The sequence below is a fragment of the Tsuneonella deserti genome (assembly GCF_014644315.1).
Taxonomy (GTDB): Bacteria; Pseudomonadota; Alphaproteobacteria; order Sphingomonadales; family Sphingomonadaceae; genus Tsuneonella; species Tsuneonella deserti.
The window spans coordinates 2,686,138-2,705,066 of sequence record NZ_BMKL01000001.1 but is presented as its reverse complement, the minus strand read 5'-3'; the positions used below and the strand labels follow the sequence as shown (position 1 = coordinate 2,705,066).

The following is an 18,929-nucleotide window of genomic DNA, read 5'->3' as shown; positions in this document are numbered from 1 at the left end:
CTTTTGCCCGCCCGAGCGCAAAGCGCGTTCGCGCGAGCGGGCGGCATGGTAGGTTGCTGCCAAAGACCGATTCGATTCGAACAATGGAGAGCCCGATGCCCGAGACTTACCCCAACCTCATTGACGGCGAACTCGTCACCACAGACCGCACGATGGAGGTGATCAACCCCGCCAACGAACAGGTGATCGCCACTGTCCCCGCGTGCGGCAAGGAAGAACTGGACCGCGCCGTCGCCGCCGCCCGGCGCGCTTTCAAGACCTGGAAGAAAACCTCGGTCGAGGAACGTCGGAAGGTCATCAACGGCATCGCCGCCGCGATCAAGGACAACGCCGAGGAGCTCTACCGCCTGCTCACCACCGAGCAGGGCAAGCCGCATGCGCAGGCACAGATGGAGATCTACGGCGCCGCCGGCATGGCCGCCGCGCAGGCGACGCTGAACCTCGACGAGGTGATCAACGAGGACAGCGAGCAGCGCCTCAGCCGCACGCGCCGCGTGCCGGTCGGCGTGGTCGGGGGCATCGTGCCGTGGAACTTCCCCGTGATGATGGCGATCCAGAAGATCGTCCCCGCGCTGCTGTCGGGCTGCACCATCGTTTTGAAGCCCTCGCCGTTCACCCCGCTGACCACGCTGCGCATCGCCGAACTGATCAAGGACGTGGTGCCTGCCGGCACGGTGAACATCATCACCGGTGAGGACAGCCTTGGTCCGCTCATCACCGAACATCCGGATATCGACAAGATCACCTTCACCGGCTCGACCGCGACCGGCAAGAAGATCATGGAGGGCGCCTCGAAGGACCTGAAGCGCATCACCCTGGAACTGGGCGGCAACGACGCCTCGATCGTCCTGCCCGATGCCGACGTGTCGAAGGTCGCAGAACAGCTGTTCTGGTCGAGCTTCTCGAACGCGGGCCAGATCTGCGTCGCGGCCAAGCGGATCTACATCCACGAGGACATCTACGACGAACTCAGCCAGGCGATCGCAGACTACGCGAAGAACGTCACCGTCGGCGACGGCGCCCAGCAGGGCACCGGCGTCGGCCCGATCCAGAACAAGAAGCAGTACGAGCGCGTCTGCGAACTGATCCAGGACGCCAAGGACAAGGGCTACAAGTTCCTCACCGGAGGCGACGTCGATCCCTCGGGCACCGGTTACTACGTGCCGATCACGATCCTCGACAATCCGCCCGAGGACGCGCGTATCGTCGCCGAGGAGCAGTTCGGCCCGGTCATGCCGCTGATGAAGTTCTCGACCACCGAGGAAGTGATCGAGCGGGCCAACAATTCCGACTACGGACTTGCCGGCGCGGTGTGGACCGGCGACCCGGCCAAGGGCGTCGAAGTCGCCGAGCAGCTCGAGACGGGCACCGTGTGGGTCAACGAATACCTCCACCTGTCGCCCTTCGCCCCCTTCGGCGGCCACAAGCAATCGGGCTTCGGCGCAGAGTACGGCACCGAAGGACTGAAGGAATTCACCTACCCGCAGGTGATCACGGTCAAGAAGGACGCCTTCGCCTGACCTGAGACGGGCCGCACTGGACGCCGCGCGCCGCCCGAGCTAGTGGCGCGCGGTCATCTGGGGAGTAGCCCTGGGGGCCGCGCGCGGTCCCCGTCCCTGCCGTCAACATGCTTGGCCGAGAGGTCATGGCGGCAGGGGGAAGGAGCACGGTCGTCGGGCCGGCGTTCATCCGGGCAAGACCAATGGCACCGCGCCCCCGCCAGCCGGGCGGGTGGGCTGCGGTGCTGTTGTGCGTCCGACCCGCCCGGCCTGGAATTCACACCATGTTCGAAGCCTTGTTTACCTCGGCCGCGCTCGTCGCGTTTGCCGAGATCGGCGACAAGACGATGCTGCTGGCGATCGTGCTGGCCACCCGCTTTCGGCGTCCGCTACCGATCATTGCCGGCATCTTCTTCGCGACGATCCTGAACCACGCGCTTGCCGCCTGGGCCGGTAGTCTCGCAGCCGAATTCTTCGCGGGGCAGATCTTCCGACTGATCGTCGCCGCAAGCTTCATCGCCATGGGGCTGTGGACGCTCATCCCCGACAAGTTCGACGAGGACGAAGCGCCCGCGGTCAGTGCGCGGGGCGCATTCCTCACCACGCTGGTGGCGTTCTTCATCGTGGAGATGGGCGACAAGACCCAGCTCGCTACCGTGGCATTGGGCGCACAGTACCACGATGTCGCGGCAGTAGCGGCGGGAACGACGCTTGGCATGATGGTCGCCAACGTCCCGGCCGTCCTGTTGGGCGATGCGCTGGTCCAGCGCGTCTCGCTCAAGGCCGTACGCTACGCCGCCGCGGCCCTGTTCGTGGCCGTGGGAATATGGCTGCTGGTCGCCGCGCTCTAGCGTCTCAGGCCCCGCTGGCGGTCGTGCCCGCGGGCCGCGAGGCGCCGGGCGCCGCCTTGGGAGCAACCCGCCAGACCACGTTTCCGCCGTCATCGGCAATCAGCAGCGCTCCGCTGGCATCGAAGCCGACGCCCACCGGACGGCCGCGCACGGTGAAATCCTTGTCGGTGAATCCGCCGACGAACACCTGCGCCTTTCCGCTGGGGCGACCGCCGGAGAACGGAACGAAGGCGACCTGGTAGCCGTTGGGCTTCTCACGGTCCCAGCTGCCGTGCTCGCCGATGAACGCGCCGCCCTTGTACTGGGCGGGGAAGGAAGAGCCGTTCTCGAACACCAGTCCCAACGGCGCGACGTGCGATGACAGGGCATAGTCGGGCCGTATCGCCTTCTTCACCATCGTGGGATTTTCCGGCTTCACCCGCTTGTCGACGTGCTGGCCGTAGTAGCTCCATGGCCAGCCGTAATGCGCGCCGGCCTGAACATGGGTCATGTAATCCGGCACCAGATCGTTGCCGAGTTCGTCCCGCTCGTTGACGACGGTCCACAATTCGCCGCTGGCAGGATTGAAGGTCAACCCGTTGGGATTGCGCAGGCCCGTGGCGTAGAGGCGCTTGGCGCCGTCTTCCGGGTGGATTTCCCAGATCGCGGCGCGCCCCTCCTCTGCCTCGAGGCCGTTCTCGACGATGTTCGAATTGGAGCCGACGCCCGCGTACAGCCGGCTGCCGTCCGGGCTGATGGCGAGATCCTTGGTCCAGTGATGATCGATCGTGCCCTTGGGGAGACTCGTCAGCCGGACCGGCTTGCCGAGCTTCGTTTGGCCCGGCGTGAAGTCCCACCGAAGGATATCGCCGGTCTCCGCGACATAAAGGTAGCCGTCGTGGACCACGATACCGAAGGGTGAATCCAGGTTCGCGGCCAGGACCGTCTTCTGGTCAGCCTTGCCATCGCCATCGGTGTCGCGCAGCAGGATGAGGTCGTTCGCCGGGGGCTTGTCGGCGTGCGACGCGCCCAGAACCATGCCGTAGATTATGTCCTTGGGGCGGGTAATCCCTTCAAGGCCGGGACCCCCCGATTCCACCACCAGCACGTCGCCGTTCGGCAGCCCCAACACCCTGCGCGGGCCTGCGAGGTCCGTCGCGAAAGGAGTGATGGTGAACCCGGCCGGGACGGTCGGGGTCTGTCCGTCCTTCCAACCGACGATGTTGGCGATGCCCATAGGCGGCAGAAGGAATTGTTCGGCTTCGGGCAAGTACGGATCGGCACCGATCTGACGCTCTGGATCGATGATCTCCTTCGAGCAGCCGCCAAGCGCGAGGGCGGCAAGGCCGACGGCGGCGAAGAGCAGACGCGGGTTCATCGACGGTCTCCCGTTGCCACGTGCTGGTAAGCCAACCGCCCACCAAGATGACCGCTCACCAGCAAGAGCAACACCGTGATTATCGACAGGGTCAGGCCGGTTGGCACGACCGAGGTCCAGCCATCGCGGGCGTGTACGAAGTTGTTGAACAGGGCGACTACGAACAGCACGAGGTTGGCAATCATGTGGATCCAGCCGATCGTCGGGCGGTCGCGGCCGCGGGTGCCAAAGAAGAAATCGATCATCCCGAACACCGCCGCGATCCCCGCGAACAGGGTGCCGAACGCCAGCAGCCACTGCGAGAAGTTGGTCCACTGGATGTTCGCCGAGTTGGCGTAGGCAATGTCGGTCAGCAGCGCCGCGACAAAGCAGACGATCGGAAACGGAACGAGCATCGCATGGATGGGGACGCCGTGCAGCGTCGCCTTCGGGACAATCGGTGCGGACATGGGCAACCTGTCAATCGAGTGGAGGACACCCGATGAACGCAGAACCGCCTACATGTTTCCTAATATGCAACTCGCGCCGCATCAGCGGCGGGAAAGCGCGCTCTCACACTCGGCCATCAGTTCGGCGATGATATCGGCAACGGGCTCTTCGCGCTTCACCATGCCGACCGACTGGCCGGCCATCAGGCTGCCGTTCTCGATATCGCCGTCGATCACCGCGCGGCGCAGCGCGCCCGCCCAGTAATGTTCGATCTGGAGCTGCGCTTCGGCCATCTCGACCGCCTCGCTGTCGAGCAGGCCAGCCACTTCGCGCTGCTTGGCGGTGAACAGCTCGGTGCCCTTGTTCTTGAGCGCGCGGACCGGAATAACCGGCAGGCGCGGATCGACCTGGACCGACGCCACTGCGTCGCGCGCGCCGGCGCGGAAGAACGCCTTCTTGAAATCGGGGTGCGCGATGCTCTCGGTCGCACAGGCGAAACGGGTGCCGAGCTGCACACCCACGGCGCCCATCTCGAGGTAGCCGGCGATCGCTTCGCCCCGGCCGATGCCGCCGGCGACGAAGACGAGATAGTCCTCGGCCAGTTCGGGGAGCATTTCCTGAGCCAACACGCTGGTTGAGACCGGGCCGATATGGCCGCCAGCCTCCGACCCTTCGATCACCAGCGCGTCGCCGCCGCTGCGCAGCAACTTTTTCGCGAGCGCAAGGGTGGGTGCGAAGACGATCACCTTGGCGCCGAACGCCTTGATCGCCTCGACGCTGCCCTTTGGCGGGATGCCGCCCGCGAGCACCACGTGGCCGACGCCGTGCCGCCCGCAAACCTCGATCAGGTCGAACAGCTGCGGGTGCATCGTGATGAGGTTCACGCCGAAAGGTTTGTCGGTAAGCGCCTTCGTCGCGGCGATCTCGGCGTCCAGCAGTTCGGGCGTCATAGCCCCGCAGGCGATCACGCCGAAGCTGCCGGCGTTGCTGATCGCCGACACGAGGTTGCGCTCGGACACCCAGCTCATCGCGCCGCACAGGATCGCGTACTCGCTGCCGAGGAATTCGGTGCCGCGCGCCATCAGCGCGCTCGTCTTGGGATACTGGCTCATCGGGCGCCGCGCTTACGGGCGCCGCGCTACTCGCACAACCCCGCCGCGCGCTGGGCGATACCCGCCAGGCCCTTCTTGCACTTCGGCTTGCCGGAAGGCGGAGGCGCCGAAGAGGAATCAGCCCCGTCGGCTTGCCCCATGCCGTCCATTCCCGGCATCCCGAGCATGATGGTGCTGTTCGAGCGGAAGCGCACGCGCGCGATCCAGTCCGGCTTCCATGCCGCCTTGGCGTTGGCCGGACGGGGCGGATAAGCGAAATCCGCTTGCGGGCCGTAGCCGTAGAGCTGCGTCATCGCGACTTCACCGGCCGCCTGCTTCACCTCGGCAGGGACAGTGCAGGAAATCTGCGTCGAGGGCATGACCGTGCCCGCGGACACGAGCTTGGCCACCGCCGCCGGCGACAGCCAGCCTGCCAGCGCGCCGCCGAACTGCTGGGTGGACGACGAACTCCACCACACCATGTCGGCATCCTGCCCGCCGCCGCTCTTCGCGCCCATCAGCCAGGCGTAATATCCGGTCGCCCTGGGCAATGCATTCCAGTCGAGCCGCACCGCTCCGCTCGGCAGGTTCGCCGAGCGCGGCTGGAGTGCCGGCATGAAATCGTCGGCCAGGGTGAAATCGATCTGCGGGGCATACGTGCTCACCACCTTGTGAGGTCCGAGCAGAGACGACCGCGCGGGTACCGACCTGCTATCGCGCGCGTTCGGCCACTCGCCGTAGGTCGTGCTGTTGGAAGCCAAGACCTCCCAGTCGTCGGGCAGGTTCACCCCTTGCGCGAACAGGCCTGGGGGCACCTGTCCCTTGGCCATCTTGGCGAAATCGATCACCACCGGCTGGCCTTTCGGCGCGTGCTCGCCGCAACCCCAGTAGAGCAGCAGCCGACCGCGCGGCATCTGGCCCTGCGGCATCGTGCCGGGGGTATACGGCTCGCTCCGCGCGCGCTCTGGCGTGACGAGCGGCACCGAGGGCGCAAGCCCGGTTCCCTGCGGCACGAAATGGTCAGCCTTGGGCGCGCCTGTCGCCGTTCGGCTCGATCCGAGTCGCAGCAGCAGTTCGTGGGCTACCTGGCCTCCGCCACCGCGGAGCATGCCCATCGCCGCGCCGAATCCGCCGCCTGCACCCATGGCTCCGAGACCGGAGGTGGTCGATGCATCGACGGTATAACGCGCGATCGGCCCCGAAGCGCCCTGCGACACCGCCGGTGCGGCGATCATGACCGCACCGGCCGAGCATGCGATTACGGCGGCACCCGCCAGGAAGCGCAATTTCATCCCCATTCCTCCTTGCCCTGTATGAGGTCCCCGATGACCTCATACACCCAGGCGTTTGCGGTGCGAAGATCGCTTCGCACGCGGAGTCAGGATATCCGTTATTCGCCGTAGAGGACCGCGATGCGCGAAGCGGCGCCGCGCGCCTTGCGGCGCGCTTCGTCGATGTCTCCCGCGGTCGCGAGCGCCACGCCCATCCGCCGGTAAGGGCGGCTCGTCGGCTTGGCGAAGATGCGCAGGTCGCTGCCCTCCTCCGCCAGCGCTTCGGCAAGACCGCTGTATGACAGCTTCGTGCCGTCGCGGTCCGCGAGGATCACCGCGGAAGCGGCCGGGCGGGCGCGGATCGATGCCGGGATCGGCAAGCCAAGGATGGCCCGGGCGTGGAGGTCGAATTCGGACAGGTTCTGGCTCGCCAAGGTGACCATGCCCGTATCGTGGGGACGCGGCGAAAGCTCGGAGAAGATAACCTCGTCCCCCGTCACGAAGAACTCGACGCCGAAGATGCCATGGCCGCCGAGATCGTCCACCACCGCGCGCGCCATTTCCTGCGCCGAGGCAAGCGCGGCGGACGACATCGGCGCGGGCTGCCAGCTTTCACGGTAGTCGCCGCGCTCCTGCGTATGCCCGATCGGCGGACAGAAGCTCACCCCGCCCGCGTGGCGCACAGTGAGCAGCGTGATCTCGTAGTCGAATGCCACGAAAGCCTCGACGATTACCCGCGCACGGTCTCCGCGCATCCCGGCGACGGCATAGTTCCACGCCGCCTCGAGCCCCGCGGCATCGTGAACGGTGGACTGGCCCTTCCCGCTCGAAGACATGACCGGCTTGATCACGCAGGGAAATCCCGTGAATTCCGCTGCCTCCTGCACTTCGGCGAGGTTTTCGGCATAGCGGTAGCGCGAAGTCGCCAGCCCCAGCGAGCCGGCGGCAAGGTCGCGGATCGCATCGCGGTTCATCGTCAACTGCGCCGCGCGAGCCGAGGGCACGACGTTGAAGCCCTCCCCCTCGAGCTCCACCAGCACCTCGGTGCGGATCGCCTCGACCTCGGGCACGATGAAGTCCGGCCGATGCCTTTCCACCACCGCACGCAATGCGGCACCGTCAAGCATCGGGAACACCTCGCGCGCGTCGGCCATCTGCATGGCCGGTGCCCCGTCATAGCTGTCGCATGCAATGACGCAGGCGCCGAGACGCTTTGCCGAGATGACGAACTCACGCCCCAGCTCGCCCGAACCGAGCAGCAGGATCCTTGCTGTGTGGCCCATCGCCGGCCGCTCAACCCTCGTCGGCGGAGTCCAGGCCGTACGCGGTATGCAACACACGCACGGCGAGCTCGGTCTCGTCCTCGTCGATCATCACGCTGACCTTGATCTCCGACGTCGAGATCGCCTGGATGTTGATCCCGCGGTCGGCCAGCGCCTTGAACATCGTCGCCGCGACGCCCGCGTGGCTCTTCATTCCGACGCCGACGACGCTGATCTTGGCGATCTTGCTGTCGGTAATGATCCGGTTGTAGCCGATGTCGCCCCGCCGGTCCTCGAGAAGCGCCTGCGCACGCGGCAGGTCCGACTGCGGAACGGTGAAGGTCACGTCCGTCTCGCCCTTGTCGCGGCCGACGTTCTGGATGATCATGTCGACGTTGATCGAAGCGGCGGCGAGCGGTTCGAAAATGTGCGCCACCGCGCCCGGCTTGTCGGGCACGCGGGTGAGAATGATCTTGGCCTCGTTCTTGTCGTGCGCGATGCCGGTGACGTGCTGGCGTTCCATTTCGCCCTTCTCCACTAGGCTGTTCATTTCCTCCTCCGACACGATCATCGTGCCGGGCAGGTCGTCGGCGGGCACCGCATCGTCGCCGATGAAGCTGGAGAGGACCTGCACCCTCACGCCCTCCTTCATCGCCAACCCGACGGAACGGGTCTGCAAGACCTTGGCGCCCACGCTGGCGAGTTCGAGCATCTCCTCGTACGTCACCGCCTTCAGCTTGCGAGCCTTGGCGACGATCCGCGGATCGGTGGTATAGACCCCGTCGACGTCGGTGTAGATGTCGCACCGGTCCGCCCCGATCGCCGCCGCCACCGCGACTGCCGAAGTGTCCGATCCGCCGCGCCCCAGCGTGGTGATGCGTCCATCGTGCCCCACTCCCTGGAAGCCGGGGATCACCGCGATCTCGCCCGCTGCCATGCTGGCGAGGAGAGCATCGCTCTCGATATCCTCGATCCGCGCCTTGGCGTGCGCCTCGATCGTGCGGACCGGAAGCTGCCACCCGAGCCATGAGCGCGCCCTGCAACCCAATGCCTGGAGAGTGAGCGCGAGGAGGCCGCTGGTCACCTGCTCGCCGCTCGCGACGACGACGTCGTATTCGGCCGGATCGTAGAGCGGGTTCGCCTCGCGGCAGAAGTTGACCAGCCGGTCGGTCTCCCCCGCCATCGCGGAAACCACTACCGCCACCTCGTTTCCGCCCGCCGCCTGTTTGCGGACGATGTTCGCCACCCGGCGGATGCGCTCGGTCCCCGCCATCGAGGTGCCGCCGAATTTCATCACGATGCGCGCCAAGTGTGCACGACTCCCGCTGGATGCGTTAAGGCCGCGCTGTTACGGGTGCGGCATGGCCGATGCAACACACGCCGCCGATACGATATCTTTGGCCGAGCCAACGATCCGCCCCCGCGAAGCCGCGCACTTCGGCAAGCTTGCCGCGGACTGGTGGGATCCAAAGGGCTCGTCCGCCATGCTCCACCGGCTCAATCCGGTGCGGCTTGCCTTCCTTCGCAGCGCGGTCGATCGCCACTGGTCGGGCGACCACGACAGCGTGCGCCCGCTCGCCGGAAAGACCGCCCTCGACGTCGGCTGCGGCGCGGGCCTGCTGTGCGAGCCGCTCGCCCGCCTGGGTGCCGAGGTGACCGGCGTCGATGCCGCGGCCGAGAACATCGCCGCGGCGCGGGATCATGCGGCGGGCAGCGGGCTCGACATCCGCTACATGGCGGGTGAACTCGGTCACCTCGACGTCGGGCAATTCGACCTCGTCACCTCGATGGAAGTGATCGAGCACGTTGCCGACAAGGGCGCCTTTGTCGCCGCGCTCGCAGCGCGGATCGCACCGGGCGGTCTGCTGGTCATGTCGACTCCCAATCGCACCTCCCGCTCGCGCCTGCTGATGGTCGGCGCGGCCGAGGCAACGGGGCTGATACCGCGCGGAACGCACGACTGGAACGATTTCATCACTCCCGAAGAACTGCGCCTCCTGCTGGCCGAGGCGGGACTGGCCATGAGCGAACCGACTGGCATCGCCTTCACGCCGACCAGGGGCGTCCACCTGTCGAGCGACCTTTCGCTCAACTACCTCGTCACGGCCGTGCCGAGCGCCTGAGGCCGGCGGCAAGCGCCGGGTCGTCGGTGAACAGGCCGTCGATCCCGGTCGCCGCGAGTAGGCCCCACGCCGCGGCATATTCGCCGGTCGCGGCCGGATCGCTGCCCTTTTTGAAGGCCGCGGGAAGAAACGCGTTCTCCTTGCGCACGGTCCAGCCATGCACCTTGAGGCCGGCGGCGTGCGCCTGCTCGACAAGGCCGGTCGCCTTGCCGTCTGCCCCGACCACCTGCCGAATATCCGGGCCGACCGCGTCGGCATAGCGGGCGATTCCGGCAAGCCCGCTGGGGGTCAGCATCTCGGCATATGTCACGCCCGGTTCGTCAGCCGGCCCGCCGTCGGGCGAGACGAGCTGGACCAGCCGCGCTTCGGTCAGCTTGCCGAGCCGCTGGAGCGGAGTCACCTCGAAGCACTGGATGAAGATCGCCGAATCCACCTTGTCGAGCCCTTCCTTCTTCAGCGCGGTCACCAGCAGATCGACGGTGTCGATGCCCTCGCCCAGCAGGAAAGTCGGATGCTTGAGCTCGGGATAGAGTCCGATCGTACGCCCGCTTTCGGCCTGCTTGGCGCGGACCAGCGCAAGGATCTCGGCCAGGGTCGGCACCTGATAGAGACCGTCGTAGCGCGCATTGCCCGGGCGGATGGCGGGTAGCCGCTCTTTCGCCCGCAGCGTGCGCAACTCGGCAAGGGTAAAGTCCTCCGCGAACCATCCGTTCACCAGTTCGCCGTCGATTTCCTTCGACCGGCGACGGTCTGCGAATTCGGAGCGCGTGGAGACATCGGTGGTATCCGACAATTCGTTCTCGTGCCGCGCGACCAGCACGAGGTCTTTCGTCACCACGAGGTCCGGCTCGATGAAATCCGCGCCCGCGTCGATCGCGCGTTCGTAGGCGGCCAGCGTGTGCTCGGGCCGCTCGCCGCTGGCGCCGCGATGGGCGATGATCAGCTGCGCGTGAGCAGGCACGGCGAACACGAGGGCGGCAAGGAGGGCAAGAAGTCGCATGGACGAGGCAATGGCGAGTGTCGGCTGAACCTCAGCCGATCCGGTCGAGCCATTCAGCCTCGTCGAAGCCCACGATGACTCCCTTGCCGCATTCGACCACCGGCCGTTTGATCACGGTCGGCTTGGCGACCATCAGCCGGATCGCCCGTTCTGCGTCCAGCCGCTCCTTCTGCGCCGGCTCGAGCTGGCGGAAAGTAGTGCCCCGCGTGTTGACCAGCTTTTCCCAGCCCACCGCTTCGACCCAGCTGCGCACGCGGTCCTGGTCCACGCCCTGCTTCTTGAAATCGTGAAAGGTGTAGCCGTGCCCCCGCGCATCGAGCCAGGCGCGCGCCTTCTTGACCGTGTCGCAGTTGGTGATGCCGTAGAAATGGATCGTCATGGTTCCTGTCCGGTGAAGCGGTGCACCCGCGGCTGGGCGCAGGCGAACAGCATGTATTCGGCGTAATAGTGCTCCCGCCCCTTGTGCTGGACGGCGCGGTGCTCGGCAAGCCTGCCCCAGGCGCGAGCCGAGGCTTCGTCGTCCCATTCGCTGATGGCAACAACTTCGCCATCGTCGGCGGTATAGGACTTGAACGCGCGGTAACCCGGTTGCCGCGCTGCCATCGTCGCCATCTCGTCGGCATCGATGGCATAGGCAGCCGCGTCCATGTCGGCTCGCTTGCGGTTGCGGAAGACGACGAGGAACATCAGTTCACCGCAGCGTGAGTGCGCGTGGACCACATGGACCACTGTCCTGAACAAGGAATCCACCCGGCGCGCTGGCTGATGCGAAAGGCCGAAAGAGAGGCGGGCGAACGGTCATCACCAGCGGTCTAGCAGAGGCTTCCGAGGTAGGAAAATCACCCCGGCAGATGGGCGTCGGCGATCGCCACCGCCAGCGCGTCGGCGGCATCCGCCCCGGCAATCTGCGCGCCCGGGAGCAGGACCTTGAGCATGGCCTGAACCTGCGTCTTCTCCGCGGCGCCCGTGCCCACGACCGCCTTCTTGACCAGCCGCGCGGCGTGTTCGCGCACCGGCACCCCGGCCCGTCCGCAAGCCGCCAGCACCGCGCCGCGCGCCTGCGCTAGCTTGAGCGTCGACTGCGGATTCTTGTTCACGAACACTTCTTCGATGCCCACCCGGTCGGGCGCATAGGTCCCGATCAGCGCCGCGATGGCGTCGTGCAGGTGATGGAGCCGTTCGGCCATCGGGGCTCTCGCGTCGGTCGGCACCTGTCCATTGGCGACGTGAGTGATGCGCGAGCCTTCGCTTCGGACAACGCCCCACCCGGTGCAGGACAAGGAAGGGTCGAGGCCCAGGATGATTCTGGCCGCGCTCAGAGCCTGAGTCCCAGCCTCGGCCCCAGTTGCATCATCGCGAGGTAGAGGAGCACGGTCAGCACGCATCCGGCGGCGAGCGCCAGCCAGAAGTTCACGCCCGCGCGCAGCATCCAGGGGATAACGAGGAACATCGGCAGGCTCGGCAGGACGTACCAGAACGTCGCCTGCGCATGGATCGCCATGTTCTCCGCATCGGGCTTCTGGTGCCAAAGGAATATCATCCCGAGCACCGAGACGAGCGGCAGGGAGGCGACGATCGCCGCGGTGGCGGGCAGCCGTCGCCCGATCTCCGAAATGGCCGCGATCATCGCCCCGGCGAGCAGCGCCCGGGCGACGAGCGCCCACATCAGCCGATCTTCTCCATCACCTCGTCGGAGACTGTGTAGTTGCCCCACACCGTCTGCACGTCGTCGTCGTCTTCCAGCGCATCGACCAGCTTCATCAGCGTGGCCGCATCGCCTTCGGGCACTTCGACGGTGAGGTTGGGCTTCCACGCCAGCTTCACCGATTCCGGCTCGCCCAGGACTTTCTCGAGCGCGCTGGCCACTTCGTGCAGGGCTTCCATGTCGGTCCAGACGGTGTGGCCTTCCTCACCGCTCTCGACATCGTCCGCGCCCGCTTCGATCGCCGCTTCGAGGACCTTCTCCTCGTCGCCCGCGCTGGCCGGGTACTCGATCAGCCCCTTGCGTTCGAATCCGTGGCTGACCGCCCCGGTCGCGCCGAGGTTGCCGCCGTTCTTGGCGAATGCAGTGCGCACGTTGGTCGCGGTGCGGTTGCGGTTGTCCGTTAGTGCCTCGACGATGAGCGCGACGCCGCCCGGGCCATAGCCCTCGTAGCGCACTTCCTCGTAGTCTTCGCCGCCGGCCGCTGCCGCCTTCTCGATCGCACGCGCGATGTTGTCCTTGGGCATCGACAGCGCCTTGGCGTTGTTGACCGCCAGCCGCAGGCGCGGGTTCATGTCCGGATCCGGCGCGCCCATCTTGGCCGCGACGGTGATCTCGCGGCTGAGCTTGGAGAACTGCGCCGAGCGCTTCTTGTCCTGCGCGCCCTTGCGGTGCATAATATTTTTGAACTTGGAATGGCCTGCCATAAGTCCGTTCTTGCCGAGTGAATTTTTGGGAACGGGGCGCATTAGCCGCATGAGCGGGCAACCGACAAGAGCCGGCCTTCCGCCGGAAGCGACCGGCAACACGCTTGTGGCCCGGATACCCGGGCAATGGCGGGCGTTTTTCGCATTCCTGCGCCATCCCGCGCTGCCCGATCGGGCCGATCTTTCGCTTCGGGCCTCCGCGCGTGCGCTACCGCCGCTGTTCGCACTCGACATGGCCTTGATGGCGCTGGTGTTGGGCAGCATCGGCCTGGCGACATCGCTCGGCATGAAGATGCCCGAACACATGCTCGAAGAACTGAAGCTCACGCCGCTGCTGGTGGGCTTCATCGTCGTCGGGGCGCCAATCGCCGAAGAGACGCTGTTTCGCGGCTGGCTGTCAGGCCGGCCGGGGCATGTCCTTGCCGTGCTCGCGTTGTTGGCGGGAGGCCTGGCGCTGGCACTTGTCCCGTCTCCGGCGCTCAAGCTCGCCGGATTCACCGCGGGGATCGCTCTGGCCGTTCTCGCGCTGTTCGTCCTGCGCCACCGCGACGCATGGGGATGGTTCCAGCGACGCTTTCGCTGGTTCTACTACGGCGGGGCCGCGCTGTTCGCCGCCGTCCACCTCACCAATTTCGGCGGTGGATCGGCAGCGATGCTGCCGCTCGTGCTGCCCCAGTTCATGCTCGCGCTGATCCTCGGCTACCTCCGGGTGAACCGCGGGCTGGCGACCGGTGCGGCGCTGCACATCCTGCACAACGCCGCCTTTGTCGGCCTGATGCTGGCGGCGGCGTCCTAGCCGTTCACCACCGAGCCCCCGTTCGGGTGCAGGACCTGCCCCGACATGTAGCTTGAATCCTCGCAGGCGAGGAACAGAAACGCAGGCGCGACTTCGTTGGGCTGGCCCGGGCGGCCCATCGGGGTGTCCTTGCCAAAGTCCTTCATCTTTTCCGGCGGCTGTCCGCCGAAGGGATTGAGCGGGGTCCAGATCGGCCCCGGGGCCACCGCGTTAACGCGGATGCCCTCCTTGACGAGATTCTCGCTCAGCGAGCGCGTGAACGCGGTGATCGCACCCTTGGTCGCGCTGTAATCGAGCAGGATCGGCGCGCCCTTGTACATCGTGATGCTGGTGCAGTTGACGATCGCGGCGCCTTTCTTGAGGTGCGGCCGGGCCGCCTGCACGAGATAGAACATCGAGAAGATGTTGGTCTGGAAGGTCCGCTGGAGCTGCTCGGCGGTAATGTCGCGGATATCCTCGTCCGGATGCTGCTCGCCCGCGTTGTTGACCAGCACGTCGAGCCGGCCCCATTTGTCGATGACCTTCCGGACCAGCGCCTTGCCGACCTCGGGATCACCCAGGTCGCCGCGGTGTAGGAGTGCCTCGCTGCCTTCCTTCTCGATCTGGTCGGCGACAAATTGCGCGTCGTCGTCTTCCTCGAGGTAGGCAATCGCGACCTTGGCGCCTTCGCGGGCGAAGAGGATGGCGGTCGCCCGCCCGATCCCCGAATCGCCGCCGGTCACGATGGCGACCTTGCCCTTCAGCCGGCCGGAACCGGGATAGCGAGGCTCCCAGTCCGGCTTGTCGTCCATCTGCGATTCGTGCCCCGGCATGCGGGGCTGCTCGCCCGTTTCCTCGACGAAAGCCTTGTCGACGGTTTCGGGTTCGGCGGTCTGGCTGCTCATGCGACGAAGTTCCTCGAATGGGGGTTCGAGGATGCAATGAGCGAAGCGCGGCAGACGTTCCTCCGCCTGCCGCGCCTGGGAGTTCAGCCCAGCCCGAGCGCGTTCTTGTAGACTTCGAGAATTGTTTCCATCTCGGCGCGGTCGTCTGGCTTCATCTTCCTGAGGCGGACGACCTGGCGCATGATCTTGGCGTCGTAGCCGACTGCCTTGGCCTCCGCGTAGACGTCGCGGATGTCGTCGGCGATGCCCTTCTTTTCCTCTTCGAGGCGCTCGATGCGCTCGATCAGCAGGCGCAGGCGGTCGTCGGTGGCATCGGCCATTTTCTTCAAAGCTCCAGTGATGTGAGAATCAGTCGGCGGGTCGATAGCCAGCGCGGGAGGAGCTTTGAAGAGCCGCGCGCGGGCGGGTGGAAAACTTCTCAGTCCGGCGCATTGCGCGCGAGACTTGCCTCCATCCGTGCGAGCTGTTCGGGCGTCGCCTCGCTTTGGTGGCGCGCCTTCCATTCGGCGGCCGGCAAGCCATGGATAAGCTCGCGCGCAGCCGCCTTGTCGCCTTCGAAGCCGGCCCCGATGATCCAGTCGGCGAGGCAATTACGGCAGAAGCCCGCCAGGCCCATCAGGTCGATGTTCTGCGCGTCGCTGCGATGCCGCAGGTGGCGCACCAACCGGCGGAACGCGGCGGCGGCCTGCGCATCGGGCAGCGCATCGAGCGGATCGTCGGATTTCATGTCCATTTCGTTCGCAACCTGTCTTGTGTTGAGCAGGAGCCCTGCCATAGGCCCGCGCCATGCAGAAGCTCGAACCGCGCAAGCGCAAGGTCAAGGTCCTCGCCACCGTCGGCCCGGCCAGCAAATCGCCAGAAATGCTCGGCAAGCTCCTGCGCGCCGGCGCGGATGCCTTCCGTGTGAACATGAGCCACGGCGATCATGCGGGCCATGCCGCGACCATCAAGGCGATTCGCGAGCTCGAGAAAAGCGCCGGGCGGCCCATCGCCATCCTTGCGGATCTGCAGGGCCCCAAGCTGCGCGTCGGCACGTTCAAAGGCGGCCAGGCGGTGATCCGGCATTCGGGGCACTTCACCCTCGACCGCAATCCCGAGCCCGGCGACGAGACGCGGGTCGAGCTGCCGCATCCCGAACTGTTCGGCATCCTGCACAAGGGCCAGCGCTTGTTGATCAACGACGGCAAGATCCGCCTGCAGGTGATCAAAGCCGAAGCGGACAGCGTGCTATGTTCCGCGGAGGTCGGCGGGGTGATCTCCGACCGAAAGGGGGTCAATGTGCCTGATGCCGAGGTGCCGATTCCCGCACTCACGGAGAAGGACCGGCGGGACCTGGCCTTCGCGATCGAGCAGGGGTGCGACTGGATCGGCCTGTCGTTCGTCCAACGGCCGGAAGATCTTGCCGAAGCCCGCAAGCTGATGGGCGGCCATGGCGCGCTGTGCGCCAAGATCGAGAAGCCGTCCGCCATTCGCAGGCTGGAGGAAATCATCGAGCTGTCCGACGGGATCATGGTCGCCCGCGGCGACCTTGGCGTCGAGCTCGATCCCGAAGAAGTGCCGCCGCTGCAGAAGCGCATCGTCAACCTGGCGCGAACGGCTGGAAAGCCCGTGATCGTCGCGACCCAGATGCTTGAATCGATGATCGAGAGCCCGACGCCGACCCGCGCCGAAGTGTCCGACGTCGCCAACGCGGTCTATGACGGCGCCGACGCCGTGATGCTCAGCGCGGAAACGGCGGCGGGCGAATGGCCCGAGGAAGCGGTCGCGATCATGGACCGCATCGCTGCGCAGGTGGAGCGCGACGAGGCCTATCTTTCGCGCGTGCGCTTTCTCGATACTCCGCCCGACCGCACGACTGCCGATGCGCTCAGCCATGCCTGCATGACGATCGCCGACACGGTGGCAATCAACGCCATCGTGGTGTTTACCGGTTCCGGCAGCACCGCCCGCCGCGTGGCGCGCGAGCGGCCGAGCGTGCCGATGCTGGTGCTGACTCCCTCGACGAAGACTGCCCGCAGGATGGGGCTGCTATGGGGCGCGCATGCGGTGACCACACGCGACATCGGCAGCTTCGAAGAGATGATCGCCAAGGGCAAGCGGATGGCGCTGCGTCATGGCTTCGGCACCGCCGGCAGCAAGCTGATCGCCTTGGCGGGAGTTCCTTTCGGAACCCCCGGCAGCACCAACCTGCTGCACGTGGTGACGCTGTCAGGCAACGAACTGTCCCGCCACCAGGCGTAAGACTTACGGGCTGACCGGCGCGTCGTCGTTGTCGGTCAGCAGCAGGAAGCCCATCCCGATCGCGCCGATCAGGACGATGATCAGGGCACGCCAGGCGTCTCCGCTGCGGAGATCCGATTCACCGGCCGCAGGAGCCGAGGCACGGGCTGGAGAAGCGGCCTGGGCTGCCACCGGAGCGACAGTCAAGGTGGCGGCGGCAGTGATCATGGCAAGATTGCGAAGCATCGTGGGCGACCCTTTTCTCTGATTGAGAAGAGGCAACGGACGACCGCTAAATTGTTTCCGTTAAACGCTATTTCATTACGGCAGACCGTGGCTGCGGCGGGCTGGAAGGGCGCTGACTAGGTCCGGATGGGCTGTTGCGAGGCCAGCCGCAGCCGCGCCCGAGCCTCGTCCTCGCCTATGAGGGGCAGGAGCGCGTGCATGTCAGGTCCGTGTTCAAGGCCGGTCAGCGCCTGCCGCAGCGGCATGAACAGCGCCCGGCCCTTGCGCCCGGTCGCTTCTTTCAGAGCACTGGTCAGGACGCGCCAGGGATCCTCGCTCCACACCAGGGTTTCTTCAGCCTGCGCGACGAATGCGCGGTCCTCTTCGCTCAGCGCCGGAAGGGCGACCGGGCCGGTGATCACCCGCCACCAGCCGCGCGCATCCGCCACGGTTTGCAGGTTGGGTCGGATCGCCAGCCACGCGCGCTCGTCCATGCCCTCGGGTATGCGGCCTGCCACTTCGGCGTACTCCAGTTGGTGCACTACCGCATGGTTGAGCCGTTCAAGTTCGGCTTCGTCAAAGCGCGCGGGCGCGCGTCCGAAGGTCGCCAGATCGAAGGAAGCGATCAATTCGTCACGCTCGACAATAGCTTCAACCGGCAGTGAAGTGCCAAGCCGCGCGAGGAAAGCGACCAGTGTCTGCGGCTCCATGCCGCGCTCGCGCAGGGCGGCGCAGCCCAGGGCTCCGAGTCGCTTTGAGAGCTTGCCCTCGCTGCCCACCAGCAAAGCCTCGTGTGCGAAACGCGGCGGAGCGTATCCCAGCGCGGTGAACATCTGCACTTGCGCGGCGGTATTGCTGACGTGGTCTTCGCCGCGCAACACGTCGGTCACGCCCATCTCGCCGTCGTCGATCGCGCTCGGCAGCATGTAGAGCCACGATCCGTCGGCGCGGCGGACGACCGGGTCCGACAACTGCGAGGGCTCGAAATGCTGGCGCCCGCGGATGCCATCCTCCCACTCGATCGGCTCGTCGTGGTCCAGCTTGAACCGCCAGTGCGGAGCGATCCCTTCGTCCGCGAACCGCGCATGATCGGCTTCGCCCAGCGCCAGTGCCGCGCGATCGTAAATGGGGGGCAGACCCCGCCCGAGCAGCACCTTGCGCTTGAGATCGAGTTCCTGCGCCGTCTCGTAGCAGGGGTACACCCGCCCCGCCCGCTTAAGCCGGTCGAAGGCAGCCTCGTAATTCGCCTGCCGCGCCGACTGGCGCTCCTCGGCATCCGGCTCCAGTCCGAGCCACGCCAGATCGGCCCGGATACCCTCGACATATTCCTCGCGGCTGCGCGTCGCGTCGGTATCGTCGATGCGCAGCACGAAGCGCCCGCCATCCTTCCTCGCCAGCAGCCAGTTGTGGATCGCCATTCGGATATTGCCGACATGGAGATTGCCGGTGGGCGACGGCGCGAAGCGGGTAACTGTCATGCTGGGCGCCATAGACGATTACCTGCCGAGGTGA

At 66.4% G+C, this 18,929-nt stretch carries 22 protein-coding genes; 5 read left to right on the top strand and 17 right to left on the bottom strand.

Annotation, left to right across the window (positions count from 1 at the left end; all coding sequences use genetic code 11):
* Positions 1-95: 95 nt before the first annotated feature.
* The gene (locus tag IEW58_RS13400; RefSeq protein WP_188645567.1) at positions 96-1,520 is read left to right on the top strand and encodes an aldehyde dehydrogenase family protein; all 1,425 of its coding nucleotides are present in this window, start codon (positions 96-98) and stop codon (positions 1,518-1,520) included.
* A 263-nt stretch (positions 1,521-1,783) separates the two neighbouring features.
* A complete protein-coding gene (locus tag IEW58_RS13395; protein ID WP_188645566.1) occupies positions 1,784-2,350 on the top strand; it encodes a TMEM165/GDT1 family protein in 567 nt (188 codons plus the stop codon).
* A 4-nt stretch (positions 2,351-2,354) separates the two neighbouring features.
* Here the strand turns inward: IEW58_RS13395 and IEW58_RS13390 are convergent, their stop codons facing one another.
* From IEW58_RS13390 to IEW58_RS13365, 6 genes are all read right to left on the bottom strand, one after another.
* The gene (locus IEW58_RS13390; RefSeq protein ID WP_188645565.1) at positions 2,355-3,707 is read right to left on the bottom strand and encodes a PQQ-dependent sugar dehydrogenase; all 1,353 of its coding nucleotides are present in this window, start codon (positions 3,705-3,707) and stop codon (positions 2,355-2,357) included.
* Positions 3,704-4,156, bottom strand: coding sequence for a DUF2231 domain-containing protein (locus IEW58_RS13385; RefSeq protein ID WP_188645564.1), 453 nt, complete (start codon positions 4,154-4,156; stop codon positions 3,704-3,706). Before IEW58_RS13385 ends, IEW58_RS13390 begins: the two co-directional genes overlap by 4 nt.
* Before the next feature lie 81 nt (positions 4,157-4,237).
* Positions 4,238-5,248, bottom strand: coding sequence for an NAD(P)H-dependent flavin oxidoreductase (locus tag IEW58_RS13380; RefSeq protein ID WP_188645563.1), 1,011 nt, complete (start codon positions 5,246-5,248; stop codon positions 4,238-4,240).
* 26 nt (positions 5,249-5,274) lie between these two features.
* Positions 5,275-6,519: a hypothetical protein gene (locus IEW58_RS13375; protein ID WP_188645562.1), complete on the bottom strand. Its 1,245-nt coding sequence runs from the start codon at positions 6,517-6,519 to the stop codon at positions 5,275-5,277.
* 98 nt (positions 6,520-6,617) lie between these two features.
* A complete protein-coding gene (gene purT, locus IEW58_RS13370; protein ID WP_188645561.1) occupies positions 6,618-7,781 on the bottom strand; it encodes a formate-dependent phosphoribosylglycinamide formyltransferase in 1,164 nt (387 codons plus the stop codon).
* Positions 7,782-7,791: 10 nt separating this feature from the next.
* Positions 7,792-9,069: an aspartate kinase gene (locus IEW58_RS13365; RefSeq protein ID WP_229658599.1), complete on the bottom strand. Its 1,278-nt coding sequence runs from the start codon at positions 9,067-9,069 to the stop codon at positions 7,792-7,794.
* Between the two features lie 52 nt (positions 9,070-9,121).
* Here IEW58_RS13365 and ubiG point away from each other — a divergent pair, with 52 nt between their 5' ends.
* Positions 9,122-9,883 (top strand): bifunctional 2-polyprenyl-6-hydroxyphenol methylase/3-demethylubiquinol 3-O-methyltransferase UbiG, encoded by a 762-nt coding sequence (gene ubiG / locus IEW58_RS13360; protein ID WP_188645560.1) that lies wholly within the window; start codon positions 9,122-9,124, stop codon positions 9,881-9,883.
* On the opposite strand, the gene IEW58_RS13355 is transcribed toward ubiG, so the two are convergent.
* The 6 genes from IEW58_RS13355 to IEW58_RS13330 all read right to left on the bottom strand — a co-directional run bounded on the left by IEW58_RS13355 (position 9,861) and on the right by IEW58_RS13330 (position 13,292).
* Positions 9,861-10,883 (bottom strand): glycerophosphodiester phosphodiesterase, encoded by a 1,023-nt coding sequence (locus IEW58_RS13355; protein WP_188645559.1) that lies wholly within the window; start codon positions 10,881-10,883, stop codon positions 9,861-9,863. The two genes, ubiG and IEW58_RS13355, sit on opposite strands and share 23 nt — an antisense overlap.
* Positions 10,884-10,914: 31 nt before the next feature.
* Positions 10,915-11,262, bottom strand: a complete 348-nt coding sequence (locus IEW58_RS13350) for an ArsC family reductase (protein ID WP_188645558.1) — start codon at positions 11,260-11,262, stop codon at positions 10,915-10,917.
* Positions 11,259-11,570, bottom strand: coding sequence for an antibiotic biosynthesis monooxygenase family protein (locus tag IEW58_RS13345; RefSeq protein WP_188645839.1), 312 nt, complete (start codon positions 11,568-11,570; stop codon positions 11,259-11,261). Before IEW58_RS13345 ends, IEW58_RS13350 begins: the two co-directional genes overlap by 4 nt.
* Positions 11,571-11,722: 152 nt before the next feature.
* On the bottom strand, positions 11,723-12,187 hold the full coding sequence (ruvC, locus tag IEW58_RS13340; RefSeq protein ID WP_229658657.1) for a crossover junction endodeoxyribonuclease RuvC: 465 nt from the start codon (positions 12,185-12,187) through the stop codon (positions 11,723-11,725).
* Positions 12,188-12,198: 11 nt separating this feature from the next.
* Positions 12,199-12,549, bottom strand: coding sequence for a DUF3147 family protein (locus tag IEW58_RS13335; RefSeq protein ID WP_188645556.1), 351 nt, complete (start codon positions 12,547-12,549; stop codon positions 12,199-12,201).
* Positions 12,549-13,292 (bottom strand): YebC/PmpR family DNA-binding transcriptional regulator, encoded by a 744-nt coding sequence (locus IEW58_RS13330; RefSeq protein ID WP_188645555.1) that lies wholly within the window; start codon positions 13,290-13,292, stop codon positions 12,549-12,551. The genes IEW58_RS13335 and IEW58_RS13330 overlap by 1 nt, the downstream gene beginning before the upstream one ends.
* Before the next feature lie 49 nt (positions 13,293-13,341).
* On the opposite strand from IEW58_RS13330, the gene IEW58_RS13325 reads away from it, so the two are divergent.
* Positions 13,342-14,088, top strand: coding sequence for a CPBP family glutamic-type intramembrane protease (locus IEW58_RS13325; RefSeq protein WP_188645554.1), 747 nt, complete (start codon positions 13,342-13,344; stop codon positions 14,086-14,088).
* On the opposite strand, the gene IEW58_RS13320 is transcribed toward IEW58_RS13325, so the two are convergent.
* From IEW58_RS13320 to IEW58_RS13310, 3 genes are all read right to left on the bottom strand, one after another.
* Positions 14,085-14,900 carry an SDR family oxidoreductase gene (locus IEW58_RS13320; RefSeq protein ID WP_229658656.1) on the bottom strand — a complete coding sequence of 272 codons (816 nt, stop codon included), beginning with the start codon at positions 14,898-14,900 and terminating at the stop codon, positions 14,085-14,087. The genes IEW58_RS13325 and IEW58_RS13320 overlap by 4 nt on opposite strands.
* 155 nt (positions 14,901-15,055) lie before the next feature.
* The gene (locus IEW58_RS13315) at positions 15,056-15,292 is read right to left on the bottom strand and encodes a DUF2312 domain-containing protein (protein ID WP_126176864.1); all 237 of its coding nucleotides are present in this window, start codon (positions 15,290-15,292) and stop codon (positions 15,056-15,058) included.
* A gap of 98 nt (positions 15,293-15,390) precedes the next feature.
* Positions 15,391-15,705: a DUF1244 domain-containing protein gene (locus tag IEW58_RS13310; protein WP_188645838.1), complete on the bottom strand. Its 315-nt coding sequence runs from the start codon at positions 15,703-15,705 to the stop codon at positions 15,391-15,393.
* Between the two features lie 53 nt (positions 15,706-15,758).
* On the opposite strand from IEW58_RS13310, the gene pyk reads away from it, so the two are divergent.
* Entirely contained in the window at positions 15,759-17,213 is a 1,455-nt protein-coding gene (gene pyk / locus IEW58_RS13305) for a pyruvate kinase (RefSeq protein ID WP_188645552.1), read from the top strand.
* A 3-nt stretch (positions 17,214-17,216) separates the two neighbouring features.
* On the opposite strand, the gene IEW58_RS13300 is transcribed toward pyk, so the two are convergent.
* Both IEW58_RS13300 and gltX read right to left on the bottom strand, forming a co-directional pair.
* A complete protein-coding gene (locus tag IEW58_RS13300; protein WP_188645551.1) occupies positions 17,217-17,438 on the bottom strand; it encodes a hypothetical protein in 222 nt (73 codons plus the stop codon).
* 116 nt (positions 17,439-17,554) lie between these two features.
* Positions 17,555-18,895 (bottom strand): glutamate--tRNA ligase, encoded by a 1,341-nt coding sequence (gene gltX, locus IEW58_RS13295; protein ID WP_188645550.1) that lies wholly within the window; start codon positions 18,893-18,895, stop codon positions 17,555-17,557.
* Positions 18,896-18,929: the final 34 nt, after the last annotated feature.

Coding starts and splice junctions, on each gene's coding strand:
- IEW58_RS13400 (WP_188645567.1), top strand. CDS start 96: ATGCCCGAGACTTACCCCAACCTCATTGACGGCGAACTCGTCACCACA.
- IEW58_RS13395 (WP_188645566.1), top strand. CDS start 1,784: ATGTTCGAAGCCTTGTTTACCTCGGCCGCGCTCGTCGCGTTTGCCGAG.
- IEW58_RS13390 (WP_188645565.1), bottom strand. CDS start 3,707: ATGAACCCGCGTCTGCTCTTCGCCGCCGTCGGCCTTGCCGCCCTCGCG.
- IEW58_RS13385 (WP_188645564.1), bottom strand. CDS start 4,156: ATGTCCGCACCGATTGTCCCGAAGGCGACGCTGCACGGCGTCCCCATC.
- IEW58_RS13380 (WP_188645563.1), bottom strand. CDS start 5,248: ATGAGCCAGTATCCCAAGACGAGCGCGCTGATGGCGCGCGGCACCGAA.
- IEW58_RS13375 (WP_188645562.1), bottom strand. CDS start 6,519: ATGAAATTGCGCTTCCTGGCGGGTGCCGCCGTAATCGCATGCTCGGCC.
- purT (WP_188645561.1), bottom strand. CDS start 7,781: ATGGGCCACACAGCAAGGATCCTGCTGCTCGGTTCGGGCGAGCTGGGG.
- ubiG (WP_188645560.1), top strand. CDS start 9,122: ATGGCCGATGCAACACACGCCGCCGATACGATATCTTTGGCCGAGCCA.
- IEW58_RS13355 (WP_188645559.1), bottom strand. CDS start 10,883: ATGCGACTTCTTGCCCTCCTTGCCGCCCTCGTGTTCGCCGTGCCTGCT.
- IEW58_RS13350 (WP_188645558.1), bottom strand. CDS start 11,262: ATGACGATCCATTTCTACGGCATCACCAACTGCGACACGGTCAAGAAG.
- IEW58_RS13345 (WP_188645839.1), bottom strand. CDS start 11,570: ATGTTCCTCGTCGTCTTCCGCAACCGCAAGCGAGCCGACATGGACGCG.
- IEW58_RS13335 (WP_188645556.1), bottom strand. CDS start 12,549: ATGTGGGCGCTCGTCGCCCGGGCGCTGCTCGCCGGGGCGATGATCGCG.
- IEW58_RS13330 (WP_188645555.1), bottom strand. CDS start 13,292: ATGGCAGGCCATTCCAAGTTCAAAAATATTATGCACCGCAAGGGCGCG.
- IEW58_RS13325 (WP_188645554.1), top strand. CDS start 13,342: ATGAGCGGGCAACCGACAAGAGCCGGCCTTCCGCCGGAAGCGACCGGC.
- IEW58_RS13320 (WP_229658656.1), bottom strand. CDS start 14,900: ATGCCGGGGCACGAATCGCAGATGGACGACAAGCCGGACTGGGAGCCT.
- IEW58_RS13315 (WP_126176864.1), bottom strand. CDS start 15,292: ATGGCCGATGCCACCGACGACCGCCTGCGCCTGCTGATCGAGCGCATC.
- IEW58_RS13310 (WP_188645838.1), bottom strand. CDS start 15,705: ATGGACATGAAATCCGACGATCCGCTCGATGCGCTGCCCGATGCGCAG.
- pyk (WP_188645552.1), top strand. CDS start 15,759: ATGCAGAAGCTCGAACCGCGCAAGCGCAAGGTCAAGGTCCTCGCCACC.
- IEW58_RS13300 (WP_188645551.1), bottom strand. CDS start 17,438: ATGCTTCGCAATCTTGCCATGATCACTGCCGCCGCCACCTTGACTGTC.
- gltX (WP_188645550.1), bottom strand. CDS start 18,895: ATGACAGTTACCCGCTTCGCGCCGTCGCCCACCGGCAATCTCCATGTC.